Below are 15,493 nucleotides of genomic sequence, written 5' to 3'. Positions count from 1 at the left end.
GGCGGATCCCGCCGCCGAACCCGGCGGACGGTGTCCCCGACGGTGCCCATGCCCGCGGGGGCCGGACTAGACTCGAGGAAAGATGAGCATCGTAGACGCGCTGACCGACCGGGCCATGGTCGTCCTCCAGGACCGGCCCGTCGTCCCGCTGAGCCCCTGGCTGGCCGAGACGATCGGCGAATGCGCCGAGAGCGGACGCACGCTGCAGCTGGTCACGCCCCTGGAGACGCGGCTCACGCTGCCGCTGCGCACCGCCGCGGCCGGCAACACCGTGCAGTGGGTCGTCCGTAACGGCGACGGCTACTACGAGGGCCTCAGCGGGCGGCCCCTCAAGTGGGACGGCGGCACGTTCGTGCCCGTCCCGGAGGCGCGCGACTACGCGCCCGGGTTCACCACCCGGCCGACCGCCCCGATCGGGGCGCAGCTCAGCCTCGTCTACCGGCTGCGGCACGACGCCGGCGCCGACCTGTCCGGCGCCGTCGAGCGGCTGCTCCAGCTGCTCACCGGCAAGCCCCCGGCCGGATTCGGGACCGACGAGCCGCTCGGCGACCCGTGGCGCGGCGACGCGTTCACCCGGCTCGCCACGGGCGGCTCCAACGTCCGGCTGCTGGCCGGCGGGGACGGGCCGCGCGCGGCGCTCGCGATGTGCGACTTCCGGGCCGTCGGGGCCGGCGTCGCCGAGGTCACCACCGTGACCGTCGGGTACGCCCCCGACGACCCGCCGCCCCTGCAGCACCTGCCGTCCCTCGTCGGGGCGCTCGCCGCCGACCGCCCGGTCGCGTCGATGTTCGTCCAGTACACGCCCGGCCGCGCCGACCTCACGACGGAGCCGCGCTGGACCGGGCAGACGGCGCCGGTCGCGCTGGCCGTCGCCGGTCAGATGGCCGGGCCGAGCGGCATCCCCGGGCAGCAGGTCGGGCCGCAGCGGGCACCGCTCACGTTCTTCCCGCTGGGCGACGGCCGGTCCGCGGACGGCTGGCAGCGGCACAGCATGCTGATGCAGCACCTCCAGTCCGCCTGACCCCGCTCGCCCGACACCTCCCCGAAATGGGATTTACGGGTCGTCCGTCGCCATTCGCCGCAGAGAGCCGATGATCTACCCGTAAGGGATGATGTAGCGTCCCCTGCATGGGACAGCCCGGTCGGCTCGAGGCGCTTGAGCGGGCCGTCGAGGGCACCCTCGCCGAGGGGGCCTTCGCGTTCGACGGCGACACGGCGGTCCTGCGGATCGACGGCTCCCCCATCCTGCTGACCGGGTGGTCGCTGTCGCTCGGCATCGGCGGCGTCACAATGCTGCTCACCGGCGCCGTCCTCTCCCTGGCCGGGCTGGCGGACGCCGCGCGCTGGGCGCTCGCCCCCGGCGCGCTCATGCTCGGCGCGGTCCTGGTGCTGCTGGCGCTGCTGCGGTTCACGCCCGTCGCCGCCCTGTGGCCCGGACTCGAGGTCCACTTCGCCGAGCGGGCCCTGGTCCACCGGCGGACGCGCGTCCCGTTCGGCGAGCTGCGCCCCGAGCACCTCGTGTGGAAGAACGGCCGGTTCTTCCGCCGCCTGTACGTGCGCCACCCGTCGCTGCGCAAGCAGGTCGCCGGGTTCTTCGAGGGCGAGGAGCGGCAGGCCGCGGAGTTCGGGCGGCGGCTGTGGGAGCTGATCTCCGCGCCCGACCCGCCCGCCGTCCTCGCGCACGGCGCCGGCCTCACGCCCGTCCAGCAGTGGATCATCGGCGCGGGCGCCCCCTACGGCGCCGCCAACGGGTTCCGGCTCGACCGGCTCGGCACCGCGCCCGGCGAGTCCGCCGCGGCCGCCGACCGCCGCACCGCCCTCGAACTCCTCCAGGACCCGTGGGGCGCCTACGACCTCGAACAGCTCCTCGCCGCCGTGAACTGGCTCGTCCAGGACGGGCACCGCGCCGACTTCGCGCAGGACGCGGAGCTCGCCGCCCGGCCGCCCGCCGACCAGGAGGAGTACGCCGAACTGCTGCGCGAGGTCGACGGCCTCATCGCCCGCGACATGCTCGAGCCCCCGTTCGTCGAGCGGCTCATCGCACTGGTGCGCGTCCGGTACGGCGACCGCGGCGAGGCGTACGCGCGGCTCGTCCCGCCGCTGCTGCGCGACGAGCCCGGCGCCGACCTCAGCGAGCAGGGCGCGGAGCTGGCGCACTTCCTGCACCGGCTGTTCAACGACCGGAGCCACGCCGCCGAGGAGCTGCACCGGCTGAAGACGCTCGCGGACCCGGCGCTGCGCGCCGACGCCGGCCGGTTCCTCATCTGGGACTACGGCCGCGCGCTCATGCTGTACCGGTGGGGGCACATGGTCGGCTGGCTGACCGAGGAGTACTGCTGGGAGCGGATGCTGCCGCTCGCCCTCGACGTCCAGCGCCGGTACACGTCCTGGCGGGACATGGCGACGTGCTACCTGCAGGGGCGGCTGCTGTGGTCGGGCGGCGGCGGTCGGGCGCACGACGAGTACGACCGGCTGATCGACGCGCTCGCCGCCGAGCCGCGCAGCCCGTGGAACGCCGTCCCGTGGGACCTCGCCCTCACCCGCGACTGGGCCTGAGGAGCCGAAGGGCCTGAGGGATCCTACGGACGCGACCGTGCGGGTCCGCCCGCCGGTCCGGCCGTCCGGCCGGTCCGCCCCGCGCCGCCTCAGCGGCCCGCGACACCGCCCTGGTACGCGCCCTCCGCGGCCGGCCCGGGCTCGCCGGGGACCCCGGCTCCGCCGGCCTCGGCGTCCGCCGCCTTCCAGCTCAGCGCGGGCCCGTCGTGCTCGCCGTCCGGGTAGACGGCGCCGCCGAGCCAGTGGACGAGCGAGTCGGCGAACCGGCGGGCGACGCGTTCGGCCTCCGGGACGTCGGCGACGGCGCGGACGTCCACCCACCAGACCGGGGCCTTCACCCGTTCGGCGAACTCGGCGCCGAGCAGCCGCCCGATCTCGCCCTGCACCGACACCCGCACGGCGTCCTCGACGGAGACGAGCAGCCGTCCGTCCGGTCCGTGCAGCCGCATCGCCGCGGGCGCGCCGCCGCGCAGTTCCAGCGGCTCGCCCAGCGCGATCAGGCCGTCCGCGACGGCGTGCACGTCGGGGCGGCGCCGCACCAGGGCGACCAGGTCAGCGCTCATCGATCCGCCCGATCGTCGGCACCGTGCAGGGCAGGCGGAAACCGGGCCGCGCGCTGCCGCGCACACCCGTCCGCAGTCGGCTGGAGTCGGACACCTGCCTCCCCTCTCCCGGCCAAGCCTACGAGACGCTCCGCACCGCCCGCATCGCAAGAGCGCGGACGGCCCGCACCCAGCCTAGGAGTTGCGGGGGACGCCCGGGCCACCGGCACGATGATCGCGCGTTGGGCGATACCCGCGGAAAACCGGCATCGCCCGGCGTTAAGCTGATCCGATCCCCCCGCGACGTCCTCCGGAGCGATCATGAACGGCCCCGCCTGGCCCGGCCAGCCGCCCGGCCCGCCGGGCTACCCGCCCGGCCCGCCGGGACATCCGCCCGGCTACCCGCCGGGTCCCCCGCCGCCGCCTCCGCCGCGCGGCGGAGGGGGCCTGCTGATCCCGCTCCTGGTCTTCGGCGCGGTCGTGGTCGTCGCCGTCGCCGCCATCGGCGCGTTCATCCTGATCGAGAGCAACGACGACCGGCCCTACGCCACCACCGCCGTCCCGCCGTCCAGTGCGCCGTCCACGGCGACGGACGCGCCCACGCGCGCGTCGTCCTCCGACCCCTTCAGCATCCTCGGCCCCACCGTCGAGACGGCCAAGGGCACCGTCTTCACCCGCGCGGGCACCCGCACCCAGTCCTGCGCCGGCCGCGCGAACGACCGGCTCCGGGCCGCCCTGCGGGACCATCCCTGCGTCGGCGCCATGAACTCCGCCGTCTACGCCGACCCCGCCAAGAAGATCATCACCGCGGTGTCGATCCTCGAGTTCCGGACCGCCGCCGACGCCGAGGCCGTCAAGGAGGTCACGGCGTCCGACGGCTGGCCGCAACTGCTGACCCCGGCCGAGGACAGCGGCCTCCCGCGCCCCCGGTCCGAACCGGACTACTGGACCCGCACGTGGTCCCTGGACGAGCGCGTCATCTACGCCCAGTCGTACTACGCCGACGGCGCCGCCCCCGGCGGCCGTGACGGCGACGTGTACGCGACCGCCGGCGAACTCGGCGTCGAGATCACGAACGTCCTGCGCTTCACCGACTGACGGCCGGCGCGCCCGCACCCGCCCGCCCGCGCGGCGAACCGGGCGCCGCCGTCCCGCCGAACGGCTCCGGGCGACGGAAGATCGATGACCGCTAGCATGACCGTCGGTCACCGGGGCGGTACCGCACGATCGCGCAGCGGGCCCGGAACGGCGGCCGTCCGGGTCACCCGCCGATCGAGAGGACGAGGCCGTGTCCCAGCCCCCCGGCATGCCGCCCCCGCCCCCGTGGGAAGCGGTCCCCGGCCCCGCCTTCGGCGCCGCCCCCGTTCCGGCGCCGCCGCCTCCGCCCGGCGTTCCGATGGCCCCGCCGCCCGCCCCCGGCATGGCACCGCCCGGCGCCTTCCCGCCCGGCCCGGCCGTACCGCCCGGAGCGATGCCGCCACCCGTCCACCCGCCGCCGGCCGGCGGCGGAGGCAACCGCGCCGCGGTCGGCGTCATCGCCGTCGTCGCCGCGATCGCCGTGCTCCTGGGCGGCAAGGCGATCTCCGGCGCCGTCCGCAAGGAGATGCGCGGCGGTTCGTCCGCCGACACGAACATCGGCGTCCCGGACGCCCCCACCATCAGCCCGTCGACCTCGGCGCCGGCGAGCCCGCGGGCCGCCGTCGTCACGTCCCTCCCCGACTACTGCAAGGGCCTCCGCGGCTCGCTCCCGGCCAAGGTCCGGGGCATCGAGGTCGACACCGTCACGAGCGACGCCGGCCGCCGGTCGTGCCAGTGGGAGCGGCTGACGAGCGCCAACGGCCGCAACCTCGACGTCGTCGTGGACACCAACGTCTCGGGCGACCCCGGGAAGGCCCTCGAGGACGCCGCGGAGGAGTTCGGCCGCGCCTGGGAGCACGCGGGCGACCCCGAGTTCCGCAAGGGACGGGAGAAGCTGACCGGCCTCGGCGACGAGGCGTTCGCCAGCCACCAGGTCAGCCCGATCGTCTACGGCCCCGACCAGGCCCGCGCCAAGACGTACTGGCTCGGCGGCGCGCAGGTCTTCGTCCGCGAGGGCAACGTCACCATCGACGTCACCTGGACGGCCGCCGACGGCTACCGCACCCGCGGCAAGCTCGTGCAGGGCACGAACCTCCCCTACGGCACCGCCAAGAAGCAGGCGATCGAGATCGCCGCGAAGATCCTCGCCACCCTCGACTGACCCCGCGGGCGCCGCTCACCGGGAACCGGGGCGTTCGCGATCGACGTGCCGGGCCGCCGTGCCGTCCGGTAGCGTGCGGGGCATGTCGAGCCCCGAGGCGGTTGAGGTGGGGGCTTTCGGTCACGCCGTCAGCCCCCTGCACCACTGAGTCCGTCCCGCCGCGCCCGCGGCCGGACGAGTGCGCCCGCAGGCGCTGACCGCGGTGACGAGACGTCGTCTCGTACCTCTCCTCACCTCGGAGTCACTCGATGCCTCTTCCGCTCTACCTGCTCGCGATGGCGGTCTTCGCCATGGGCACCTCGGAGTTCATGCTCGCCGGCCTGCTGCCGGACATCGCCGCCGACCTCGGCGTGACCGTCGGGGCCGCGGGCACCCTCACCTCGGCGTTCGCGATCGGGATGGTCGTCGGCGCGCCGCTCATGGCCGGGCTCGCCCGCGACCGGCCCGGACGGACGAGCCTGCTCGCGTTCGTCCTCGTGTTCTCGGCGGCCCACGTCGTGGGCGCCGCGACGTCGAGCTTCGCCGTCCTGTTCGCCGCCCGGGTCGTCGCGGCGTTCGCGAACGCGGGCTTCCTGGCCGTCGCGATGACGACGGCCGCCGCGCTCGTCCCGTCCGACCGGAAGGGACGGGCGCTCGCGGTGCTGCTGTCGGGGACGACGGCGGCCACGGTCGCCGGGGTCCCCGGGGGCGCGCTGCTCGGCGCGCTGCTGGGGTGGCGGGCCACGTTCTGGACGGTCGCGGCGCTCTGCCTCCCGGCGGCCATCGGCGTCCTCACGGGGATCCCGCGTCCCGCGCGCGGGGACGGGGCGGGGCCGTCCCTGCGCGGGGAACTCGCGTGCCTGCGCCGCCCGCGGCTGGTCCTGGTCATGGGGCTCGGCGCGCTGGTGAACGCGGCGACGTTCGCGGGCTTCACGTTCCTCGGCCCGGTCGTGACCGGCACCGCCGGGCTCGGCGACCTGTGGGTCCCCGCCGCCCTGGCGCTGTTCGGCGCCGGCTCGTTCGCCGGCGTGACCGTCGCCGGACGCCTGTCGGACCGGCGCCCCGGCGCGGTCATCGCCGCGGGCGGGCCGCTGCTGCTCGTCGGCTGGCCCGCGCTGGCCGTCCTGGCCGGGCACCCGGCCGCGCTGCTCGTCCTCGTGTTCGTGCAGGGGGCGCTGTCGTTCGGCGTGGGCAGCACGCTGATCGCGCGCGTCCTGTACGAGGCGGCGGGCGCCCCGGCGATGGGCGGGGCCTACGCGACGGCGGCGCTCAACGTCGGCGCCGCCGCCGGTCCCGTCATCGCGGCGGCCACGCTCGGCGGCGGGTCCGGGAACCTGGGGCCGCTGTGGACGAGCGGGGCCCTCGTCGCCGCCGCGCTCCTCGTCGCCCTCCCCGCGCGCCGCGTGTTCGCGCCCGTCCGGCGCACCGCGCCACCCCGCGAGCACGAACCCGCGTGAGGGCGGCCGCGCCGGACGGGCGGTGCGCCCGTCCGGCGCGGTCAGGCTTCGGTCACCGGTGCCTGCAGTTCCGTCACCCAGTCGTCCCGGTCCTCGGGGCACTCGAGGTTGACCTCGCGGGGGTGGCCGGTCGACCGGTAGCCGTTCGCGTCGATCCACCGGGCCAGGGCCTGGACGGTCGGGAGCACATCGTCCATCGGCCCGCGGTGGACGACGGTCGCCGCCCGGTCGAGAGCCGGCAGGTCGAGGATCCGGAAGGCGCCGTCCCGGAGCGGGGCGGACACCTCGACGGCCGCGTGGACGACGACCCCGCCGCCGTCCGGCGCGTCCTCGTAGTAGGCGACGCCGGGTCCCGCAGGGGCGATGCCCGCCGCGTCCAGATGCCGGAACAGCTCGCCGTACAGCGGCCGGACGACCGGCCCGATCTCCGCGGGCTCGAGGCTCGCGGCGGTCGCGGTCATCTCCGCGACCCGCACGGCGGGAACGCTCTTGACGACGATGTCGTTCGTGGACATGTGGCCCTCGCTCTCGATCGCTCGGAGCCTCGCCTCGACCCGCACCAGCCGCGCCCGCGCCGCCGCGACGGCCGTCTCGAGTTCGGCGTGCCGCAACCGCAGCATGCCGCGCAGCTCGTCCGCGCCGACCTTGTCGTCCACGATGTCCCGGACCTGCTGGAGGGTGAACCCGAGGTCCTTCAGCGCGATGATCCGGTTCAGGCGGGCGAGCTGGGCGGCGGTGTAGTGGCGGTAGCCGCTGGCGGGGTCGACGTGGGCCGGCCGCAGCAGCCCGAGCGCGTCGTAGTGACGCAGCATCCGGACCGATACACGACCGTGCCGGGCGAACTCTCCGATGGTGAACATGACGCCTCCGAGCAGACCGCCTGACACGGTGTGAGGGTCAAGCGGCCGACCCCGGACGGTTCCGCGACGGCTCCCATCGTGACCGACCGGGCATGCCGTTGTCCGCCCACCCGTATCGATCTAGTGTCGGGAAATGCGCCGCACGTACCGGAGCCCGGCCTTCCGGCTCGTCGCCGCGGCGATCACCGAGTTGCTGGTGCTCATGGCGGCGGGCGGCATCATGTCCGCGCCTCTGCACACCGGCCCGAAGGCCGCGCTCGTCCTGCTCACGCTGTCGGCGGGACAGGTTCCGGTGGCCCGCGCCGCCCTCTGCAAGGTGGTGGCCGCCCCGGAGGGCGTCCGGCACCACGCGTTCTTCCGGACCCGCCTCTACGCCTGGGACGACGTGGACGGCGTCGAAGTGATCGCCGCCGGGCAGGCCCCGCTGCCCGCCGACTGCCCCGCCCTGCGGTTGAAGGGCCGGCACCTGCCGGTGAAGCTCTACGCCCTCACCTGCTACACGCTGCCCGACGCCGACCACGCCGCCGGGAAGGTCGTCCGGGCGGTGGCGGAGCTGGAACGGCTGCGCCGCGCCCGGTCCCCCGCCACGGACGGCACCGCCGATCCCCGCTGACCCGCGAACGCCTCGTCCGGGCAGGTCGGCGGGAGTCCAACGCGACACCGGCGCCGCGCAGCAGGGGGCCAGGTCTGCGGGGAGGGGCATGGGGGTGGCGGGCATGGGGCACGGCGCGGCATGGAACCCCCCGTTGATTCACAGTTTCGTGAATCCAAGCATCCATGTACTCTGATGTCCATGGCGAACTCCACGGACGTCCCCGTCGACCTGGCGAGCGGGCTGGACGCGCTCACACGGTTCGGGCGCGCGCTGGCCGACCCCATCCGCTGCCGGATCCTCCTCGCGCTGCGCGACGACCCCGCGCACCCCGCGGACCTGGCCGACACGCTGGGCATCTCGCGGACCCGGCTGTCGAACCACCTGGCGTGCCTGCGCGACTGCGGGCTCGTCGTCGCGGTGCCGCAGGGCCGGCGCGTCCGCTACGAGCTGGCGGACGCCCGGCTCGGGCACGCCCTCGACGACCTGCGCGCCGCCGTGGTCGCGGTCGCCGCCGACGCCGCCTGCCCCGACGCGGACGAGCAGGGGTGCTGCTGACGATGTCCCCGACCGTCGGCACGCCGGCGCGGCGGGCGCTGCTGGCCCGGCGCGTCCGGCTGCTGGTCGCGGCGACCATCGCCTACAACGTGGTCGAGGCGGTCGTCGCGATCGCCGCCGGGACGGCCGCGTCGTCCGGCGCCCTGGTCGCGTTCGGGCTCGACTCGGTGATCGAGGTCGCCTCGGCCGCCGCCGTCGCCTGGCAGTTCGCCGCCCGCGACCCCGCCACGGTGCGGCGCCGGGAGAAGACGGCGCTGCGCATCATCGCGTTCTCGTTCTTCGCACTCGCGGCCTACGTGTCCGCCGACGCCGTCCGCGCCCTGGCCGGCCCCGGCGAGGCCGGGCACTCCACGCCCGGCCTCGTCCTCGCCGCCCTCTCCCTCGCGATCATGCCCGGCCTGTCGTACGCCCAGCGCCGCGCCGGACGCGAACTCGGCTCGGCCACCGCCGTCGCCGACTCCAAGCAGACGCTGCTGTGCACGTACCTGTCGGCGGTACTGCTGGTCGGCCTGGGGGTCAACGCGCTGCTCGGCTGGGCGTGGGCCGACCCGATCGCCGCACTCGTCATCGCCGCCGTCGCGGTGAAGGAAGGACGCGAAGCCTGGCGCGGCGACGCCTGCTGCGCGTCGATCCCCACGCCGGGGACGCCGATCCCGACCAAGGGGACGTCCGGCCCGGCGGAACTCGCGGAGCCACCGGCGGCCGGCTGCGGCCCGGCCTGCACCTGCTGCGCGCCGCCCGGCCGGTGACCGCACCGCCCGTCTGTCCGTCCCGGTAGCGTCGCCGGCCTCCGCGCACCGCGAGCGGCCCGGAAGTCGGCACGGCACACGCGGCGTGGCCGTGCCGGGAGCGGGCGCCCGCACCTCTTCCGCTCGTACCGACCAGTCGGTATGTTCGGAACCCAGCCGAGCGAGGGAGGCCCCATGACCGCGTCCGAGCCGACGATCGACGGGCACTGCGACGCACGGTTCGCCGGGGTGCGGGCCGCCTTCGAGGCCAACTTCCGGGAGCGCGGCGAGCTGGGAGCGGCCGTGACCGTCCAGGTCGGCGGCGAGACCGTCGTCGACCTGTGGGGCGGCTGGGCGGACGCCGCGCGCACCCGCGCGTGGGAACGCGACACCCTCGTCAACGTCTGGTCCACGACCAAGGGCGTGACCGCGCTGTGCGCCCACCTCCTGGCGGACCGCGGGCGGCTCGACCTGGACGCCCCGGTGGCCGCGTACTGGCCGGAGTTCGCGGCGTCCGGCAAGTCCGCCGTCCTCGTCCGGCACCTCCTGTCCCACCGGGCGGGCCTGGCCGGGCTGCGGGAACCGCACAGCCTCGACGAGTTCTACACGTGGGAGGCGAACACATCGCGGCTGGCCGCGATGGAGCCGTGGTGGGAGCCGGGCACCCGGTCCGGCTACCACGCGATGACCTACGGCTTCCTCATCGGCGAGGTGATCCGCCGCATCACCGGCCTGCTTCCCGGCGACTTCCTGCGCCGGGAGATCACCGGGCCGCTCGGGATCGACTTCACGATCGGCCTGCCGGAGAAGGACGCGGGCCGCGCGGCCGAGCTCGTCCACCCGCCGACCCCGGACACCGGCGGGCAGGCCGCCGTGTTCGCGCAGCTCGCGCCGGTCGCGGTGGCAGCCCTGGCCAACCCGCTCGTCGGCGCAGACCAGGCCAACAGCCCCGAGTGGCGGGCCGCGGAGATCCCGGCGGCCAACGGCCACGGCACCGCACGCGCCGTCGCCGCGCTGTACGGCGTCTTCGCCCGCCGCGGCCTGGCCGGGGACCACCGCGTCCTCTCGCCCGAAGCCGCCGAGCGCGTCCGCGAAGGCCAGGGGGGCCTGCCGCGACCTCGTCCTGGGCGCCGGCTTCGCCCACGACACCGAGGTCGCCCTGGGCCTGTGGCTGAGCGGCCCCAACGCCTCCTACGGCCCCAACCCCCGCGCCTTCGGCCACGACGGCTTCGGCGGGTCCTCGGGCCTCGCCGACCCGGAGGCCGACCTCAGCCTCGGCTACGTCATGAACCGCATGGGCCCCCACATCGCCGACGATCCCCGCAAGATGGCGCTGATCGACGCCGTTTACGCGTCCCTCTGACCCGGCCCGCTCCCCCCGGCACGCCCGCCGGGCGGACCGGGGGCGGTCACCTGGCGATCAGTGAGCGGGAGAACGCTTCCCGCACGATGTGCGTGATGGCGGTTCGCGCGGCACCGGAGATCTTGCCGAAGTCGAGCGAGCTTCCCGTGGCCAGGTGCCGGTCGTAGGGCACCGAGACGACGGGCAGCCCCCACGCCGTCAGCATCTCGTGGGCCCGGTGCAGGTCGGCGCCCACCTGGGGAGCATGCGACACCATCGCGATGACGGTGCGGGGAAGGATGTCCTGCTGGTTGTTCGCGGCGAACCACTCCAGCGCGCCCCGTGCGCTCAACGCGCCGTCCACGGTCCCGGGAGTCACCAGGACGAGCGCGTGCGACGTGGCGATCATTCCCCGGTTGACCTCGGTGAGAATGCCCGCGCCGCAGTCGACCACGGTGGCGGACACGTAGCGGCTCACCTTGCTGAGCGCGCTCTGGAAGGTCTCCAGGGAGAACTCGCCCGCGATCCGTCCGCTCCGCGTGGACGACAGCACGTACAGGCCCTCTTGCGTGCGCGTCAGGAAGCGCGCGGCCTCCTCGAACGACTGCGGGTTCTGCGCGGCGAGGTCGAACAGCGACAGCTGCGAGTGGACGCCCAGGCGCAGCGGCAGCGAGCCCAGCTCGGCGTCGGCGTCGGCGGCGAGCACCCGGTCGCCGCGGTGGCGGGCCAGTTCGGTGGCGAAGAGCGCCGCCATCGTCGTCTTGCCCGCGCCGCCCCGCACACTGGCGACGGCGAGCTGCCGGGAGCTCGGCACCGGCCGCTGCATCAGGTCCGCGAAGGCGGCCTGCTCCCGCGCCTCCCGCGCACCGCCGCCGACGGCCTTGCGGACGCCGCGCCCCATCCGGCGGGCCAGCGGATCACCATGCTGGTTCCTGCGGACGAGCTGGTCGACCGGGATCGGCGGCGCGCCCCCCGGCTGGTTCGGCTGCGGGGCGGGGGCGGGCGGCGCGGCCGAGGCGGCGTCGGCCGCGTCGCCGTCCGTCCGTTCGGCGGACGAGGACACCGCGTCGAGGACCGGGTTGACGGCCGCCGCCCAGTCGAAGTCGGAGTGCAGGAGCGGCGGGGCGTCCTCCGGGGCGGCCGCGAGCCGCGCCTCTTGCGCGGCCGCCTGCTGCTCGATCGCCTGCTGCTCGGCCGCCTGTCGGGCGGCGGCCTGCTGCGCGGCGTCCTGCTGCGCAGGGGCCTGCTGCCCGGCCACCTGCTGTCCGGCCACCTGGTGCCCGGGCACCTGCTGTCCAGGCACCTGCTGTCCAGGCGCCTGCTGCTCGGGCATCTGCTGCTCGGGCGCCTGCTGCTCGGGCATCTGCTGCTCGGGCGGATGCTGAGCAGGCATCTGCTGCGCGGGCGTCTGCTCGGCGGCGGCGTTCGGCGCCGCCGCCACGGGCTGCTGGTAGCCGGTCCCCTGCTCGTCGGCGGGGGCCGGGGCGGGCACGGGCGGCAGCCGGTCGGCGGTGTCCGCCTGGACCCCGTCGCCCCCCTGCGACGACGGCGCCGGCGCCGGAGTCGGCTCCGGGGCAGCCTGCGGGGACGGCTCCGGAGGGGAGGACGGCACGGGCGCCGGGGCCGCCTGCGGTTCCGGGACGGGCGGCGCCGCGTCGGACGGCGCGCCCACCGGGCCGGACGGCGTCGCGTCGAGCGTCTGGAAGCCCCGCTGGGCGGCACCGATCTCGCGTAGAACCGCCTGCTGCCAACTGGAGTCGGACACCTGCCCCCCTCTCCCGCGTCAGCCTACGAGACGCCCCGCACCACATGCACACGGAACGCGTGTGCGGAAGCTCGCCGTGAGAACACCGGACGGCCCGAGCCGCCGCGGCGGTCGCCCTTCGTCAGCGGCTTCGTCAGTCGCTCTGCGGGCGCGAGGCCTGGCGGCGGGCGAGCGACCGCTCATAGGCGTCCAGCATCCGCTCCCCGCCCGGGCGCATCTCGAACCGGATGCCCTGGTCGCCCTCGAATGGGTTCCGGTGATCGAACCCACCGGTGTAGATCTCACCGGGAATCCGCTCGGGGAAGGCGTCGCAGTAGGGAATCCACCGATCGATCGTGGTCCGCGCCTCCGGGTTGGACCGCTTCTGCAGACGCACGCAGGCGTCACAGATGCTCGGCTTCCTGCGCATCGGTCCCCGCACCCTCTCCCTGGTCCTCGTCGCACATGCGTCCCATCGCAGTGTTCCACAACGCCGGCGACGAACCCCACCCAACCGGCAAGCAAGACGTAACTTGCAAAAGCCTCGATAAAACTCTATAAATGATCAATCTCTGTGTCTGTGATCGTGCGCGGTCGCGGGCTCGCAAGCTCCCGACGAACAGAGGGGTCCCTGTGCGCGCTGAGTGGCAGGCGCATATCGATGATCTCCTGCAGACGTACCAGGAGAAGCGCCGGCAGATCCAGGACATGCAGTCCAAGCTGGAGGCCATCGAGGCCGAGGCCGAGGCGGCCGACGGCATGGTCAAGGTCAAGGTCGACCAGCAGGGACGGCTGACGGCCCTCGAACTCGACCCGCGCGTCCAGCGCCGCCTCGGAGCGACCGAGCTCTCCGAGGCGATCATGGAGGCGTCCAAGGACGCCCAGCGTCAGGTCACGGAGCAGATCCAGGACGCCATGCGGGGCCTCACCCCCGAAGGCGCGGAGAACGGCACCCCCGACCTCACCAAGTTCCTGCCGGAGCGGCCCGCCGACATGGACGCCCTCCGCGAGCGGCTCGGGATCCTGCCGCAATGACGTACGACTACCTCGAAGTAGACACCGAGGCCCTCAAGCGTTCGGGCGAGGGCTTCCACACCGGGGCGCAGACCCTGAAGTCGATCCACGACCGGCTGAGCAACGCGCTCTCCGCCGAGGGCAAGTGCTGGGGCGCGGACGAGACCGGACAGCAGTTCGAACAGGGCTACTGGGAGCCCGCCGGAAACGTGCTGAAGATGTTCGGCCAGCTCGCCGAGGGGCTGGACGGCATCAAAAAGGGCGTCGACAAGATGGCCAAGACGTACAAGCAGGCCGAAGAGGCGTCAAGGATTAAGTGAGCTGATCCGTGGGTCTTGAGATCCCCGAACCCGTTCAGTGGCTGTCCTGGATCATCGGCGCGGATTGGCCGGAGGGCGACGAGACCGCCATGCGCCGCTGCGCCGACGCGTGGCGGCAGGCCGGCGTGGACATCGAGTCGCTGATCGGCGAGCTCGAGGGCACCGCCGCCAACGTGCTCGGCACGCTCGACAGCGGCGCCGCGGACAAGTTCAGCGAGAACTGGGAAAAATGGGTCTCCACGGACCCGCAAATGCTGCCCAAACTCGTCCAATCCTGCAAGGAATTGGCCGAGATATTGGACGGCGGCGCACTCGACATCGAGTACGCCAAATACATGTTCATCGCCCTGCTGATCATTACGGCGATCGAAATCGCCTATCTGATCGCGGCGGCGTTCGCGACCTTCGGCGCGTCCACCGCGGCCATTCCGGCGGTGCAGGCGGCGGCCCAGGTATCCGCCCGGATGATCTTCCGGGAGCTGATGGAGCGGCTGGCGCAGCGGCTCGGCCAGCGGCTGCTCGGCGCCGTCCTGCGCGGCGCCGCGTTCGGCGCCCTGGAGGGCGGCGGCCTCGACCTGCTCATCCAGGGCGTGCAGGTCGCGCAGGGCAACCGGGACGGCATCAACTGGAAGCAGACCGCGTCCTCCACGCTGGACGGCGCGATCGGCGGCGCCATCTCCGGCGGCGTCTCGCACGGCATGGGCAGGGTCCCCGGCCTGGGCGAGGCCGCCGACACCCCGCTCGGCAACATGTTCAAGGGCATGGGGCGCGAGGCGGCGTCCGAGGCGATCAGCGGCGTCGCCGGGACGGTCGCCACGGCCGCGATCCACGGTGACCCGCTGACCTGGGAGGCCATCGCGAAGGGCGCCACGTCCGGCGCCTTCGGCGGCGGCGTCGGCGGCGCCAAGGGCGGCCTGACCGACTTCGAGGCCCCCACCCCGGGCGGCCCCGGCGGCCCCGGCGACCCGTCCGGCGGCGGCAACGGCCCGAACCCGTCGATCGGCGACCCCGGCGGCTCGGGCGGCAACCCCGGCGGCGGCTCCGGGGGCGGCCCCGGCAGCGGCTCGAACTCGTCCGGCGGCGGCTCGTACACGGGCGGAGGCGGATCCGGCGGCGGATCCGGCGGCGGCTCCTACAGCGGTGGCGGCTCGTCCGGCGGCGGCGGAGGCGGCTCGTACACGGGCGGAGGTTCGTCCGGCGGCGGCGGAGGCGGTTCCTACGGGGACGGCGGCTCCTCCGGCGGCGGCGGAGGCGGCTCCCACTCCGGCGGTGGCTCGTCCGGCGGTGGAGGAGGCTCCACGTCCGGTGGCGGCGGCTCGTCCGGCGGCGGTGGCGGCTCTTACGGCGGAGGCGACTCCGGCGGTGGCGGCGGCAACCGCATCGCGGCGCTCCTGGGTGACGGGGGCGGCGGTGGCGGCGGTGGCGGCGTCAGCCTGGCCTCTGCGGGCGACGGCGGTTCCTCCGGCGGAAGCCTCGGCGGCAACCCGTCCTCGTTCGGCGGCGGCTCGGCGGCGGGCGCGGGAGCGGCCGCGGGCGCGGGCGGCCCCGGCGGCGCCGCGCCC

The 15,493-nt window shown here is 75.0% G+C and carries 16 protein-coding genes and 1 pseudogene; 13 read left to right on the top strand and 4 right to left on the bottom strand.

Translation table 11 applies throughout. The features are described from left to right. The first annotated feature begins 82 nt into the window (after positions 1-82). Entirely contained in the window at positions 83-1,021 is a 939-nt protein-coding gene (locus ACFQ11_RS11450) for a DUF6177 family protein (RefSeq protein ID WP_378298070.1), read from the top strand. Positions 1,022-1,128: 107 nt separating this feature from the next. Beyond that, the gene (locus tag ACFQ11_RS11445) at positions 1,129-2,556 is read left to right on the top strand and encodes a DUF1266 domain-containing protein (protein WP_378298068.1); all 1,428 of its coding nucleotides are present in this window, start codon (positions 1,129-1,131) and stop codon (positions 2,554-2,556) included. Positions 2,557-2,645: 89 nt separating this feature from the next. On the opposite strand, the gene ACFQ11_RS11440 is transcribed toward ACFQ11_RS11445, so the two are convergent. Further along, the gene (locus ACFQ11_RS11440; RefSeq protein ID WP_378298066.1) at positions 2,646-3,119 is read right to left on the bottom strand and encodes a hypothetical protein; all 474 of its coding nucleotides are present in this window, start codon (positions 3,117-3,119) and stop codon (positions 2,646-2,648) included. Positions 3,120-3,419: 300 nt separating this feature from the next. On the opposite strand from ACFQ11_RS11440, the gene ACFQ11_RS11435 reads away from it, so the two are divergent. The 3 genes from ACFQ11_RS11435 to ACFQ11_RS11425 all read left to right on the top strand — a co-directional run bounded on the left by ACFQ11_RS11435 (position 3,420) and on the right by ACFQ11_RS11425 (position 6,773). Beyond that, complete coding sequence (locus ACFQ11_RS11435; protein ID WP_378298064.1) at positions 3,420-4,196, top strand: hypothetical protein; 777 nt, start codon at positions 3,420-3,422, stop codon at positions 4,194-4,196. A 373-nt stretch (positions 4,197-4,569) separates the two neighbouring features. After that, positions 4,570-5,337, top strand: a complete 768-nt coding sequence (locus tag ACFQ11_RS11430; protein WP_378298062.1) for a hypothetical protein — start codon at positions 4,570-4,572, stop codon at positions 5,335-5,337. 248 nt (positions 5,338-5,585) lie between these two features. Then, entirely contained in the window at positions 5,586-6,773 is a 1,188-nt protein-coding gene (locus ACFQ11_RS11425) for a Cmx/CmrA family chloramphenicol efflux MFS transporter (protein ID WP_378298061.1), read from the top strand. Positions 6,774-6,814: 41 nt separating this feature from the next. On the opposite strand, the gene ACFQ11_RS11420 is transcribed toward ACFQ11_RS11425, so the two are convergent. Beyond that, complete coding sequence (locus ACFQ11_RS11420; RefSeq protein ID WP_378298060.1) at positions 6,815-7,633, bottom strand: MerR family transcriptional regulator; 819 nt, start codon at positions 7,631-7,633, stop codon at positions 6,815-6,817. A 133-nt stretch (positions 7,634-7,766) separates the two neighbouring features. Between ACFQ11_RS11420 and ACFQ11_RS11415 the strand changes: the two genes are divergently transcribed. The 5 genes and pseudogenes from ACFQ11_RS11415 (at position 7,767) to ACFQ11_RS11395 (ending at position 10,874) form a co-directional block, all read left to right on the top strand. Next, positions 7,767-8,246 (top strand): PH domain-containing protein, encoded by a 480-nt coding sequence (locus ACFQ11_RS11415; protein ID WP_378298059.1) that lies wholly within the window; start codon positions 7,767-7,769, stop codon positions 8,244-8,246. Between the two features lie 180 nt (positions 8,247-8,426). Next, complete coding sequence (locus ACFQ11_RS11410) at positions 8,427-8,783, top strand: ArsR/SmtB family transcription factor (RefSeq protein ID WP_378298058.1); 357 nt, start codon at positions 8,427-8,429, stop codon at positions 8,781-8,783. 2 nt (positions 8,784-8,785) lie between these two features. Then, a complete protein-coding gene (locus tag ACFQ11_RS11405) occupies positions 8,786-9,532 on the top strand; it encodes a cation transporter (RefSeq protein WP_378298212.1) in 747 nt (248 codons plus the stop codon). Between the two features lie 141 nt (positions 9,533-9,673). Then, a pseudogene (locus ACFQ11_RS11400) lies at positions 9,674-10,606 on the top strand (serine hydrolase domain-containing protein); the annotation flags it as partial. Positions 10,607-10,634: 28 nt separating this feature from the next. Continuing rightward, positions 10,635-10,874, top strand: coding sequence for a serine hydrolase (locus ACFQ11_RS11395; protein ID WP_378298210.1), 240 nt, complete (start codon positions 10,635-10,637; stop codon positions 10,872-10,874). A gap of 46 nt (positions 10,875-10,920) precedes the next feature. Here the strand turns inward: ACFQ11_RS11395 and ACFQ11_RS11390 are convergent, their stop codons facing one another. After that, complete coding sequence (locus ACFQ11_RS11390; RefSeq protein WP_378298056.1) at positions 10,921-12,618, bottom strand: AAA family ATPase; 1,698 nt, start codon at positions 12,616-12,618, stop codon at positions 10,921-10,923. 133 nt (positions 12,619-12,751) lie between these two features. After that, positions 12,752-12,994: a hypothetical protein gene (locus tag ACFQ11_RS11385; protein WP_378298054.1), complete on the bottom strand. Its 243-nt coding sequence runs from the start codon at positions 12,992-12,994 to the stop codon at positions 12,752-12,754. A 236-nt stretch (positions 12,995-13,230) separates the two neighbouring features. Here ACFQ11_RS11385 and ACFQ11_RS11380 point away from each other — a divergent pair, with 236 nt between their 5' ends. From ACFQ11_RS11380 to ACFQ11_RS11370, 3 genes are all read left to right on the top strand, one after another. Continuing rightward, positions 13,231-13,632, top strand: coding sequence for a YbaB/EbfC family nucleoid-associated protein (locus tag ACFQ11_RS11380; RefSeq protein ID WP_378298052.1), 402 nt, complete (start codon positions 13,231-13,233; stop codon positions 13,630-13,632). After that, positions 13,629-13,931: a WXG100 family type VII secretion target gene (locus tag ACFQ11_RS11375; protein ID WP_378298051.1), complete on the top strand. Its 303-nt coding sequence runs from the start codon at positions 13,629-13,631 to the stop codon at positions 13,929-13,931. Before ACFQ11_RS11380 ends, ACFQ11_RS11375 begins: the two co-directional genes overlap by 4 nt. Positions 13,932-13,939: 8 nt before the next feature. Next, the coding region (locus ACFQ11_RS11370; protein ID WP_449193553.1) for a WXG100-like domain-containing protein at positions 13,940-15,493 on the top strand (1,554 nt) is incomplete at its 3' end.

The organism is Actinomadura sediminis (assembly GCF_042675525.1).
GTDB classification, from domain to species: domain Bacteria; phylum Actinomycetota; class Actinomycetes; order Streptosporangiales; family Streptosporangiaceae; genus Spirillospora; species Spirillospora sediminis.
The sequence above is the reverse complement of the archived record's forward strand: the minus strand, read 5'-3'. Positions and strand labels throughout refer to the sequence as shown.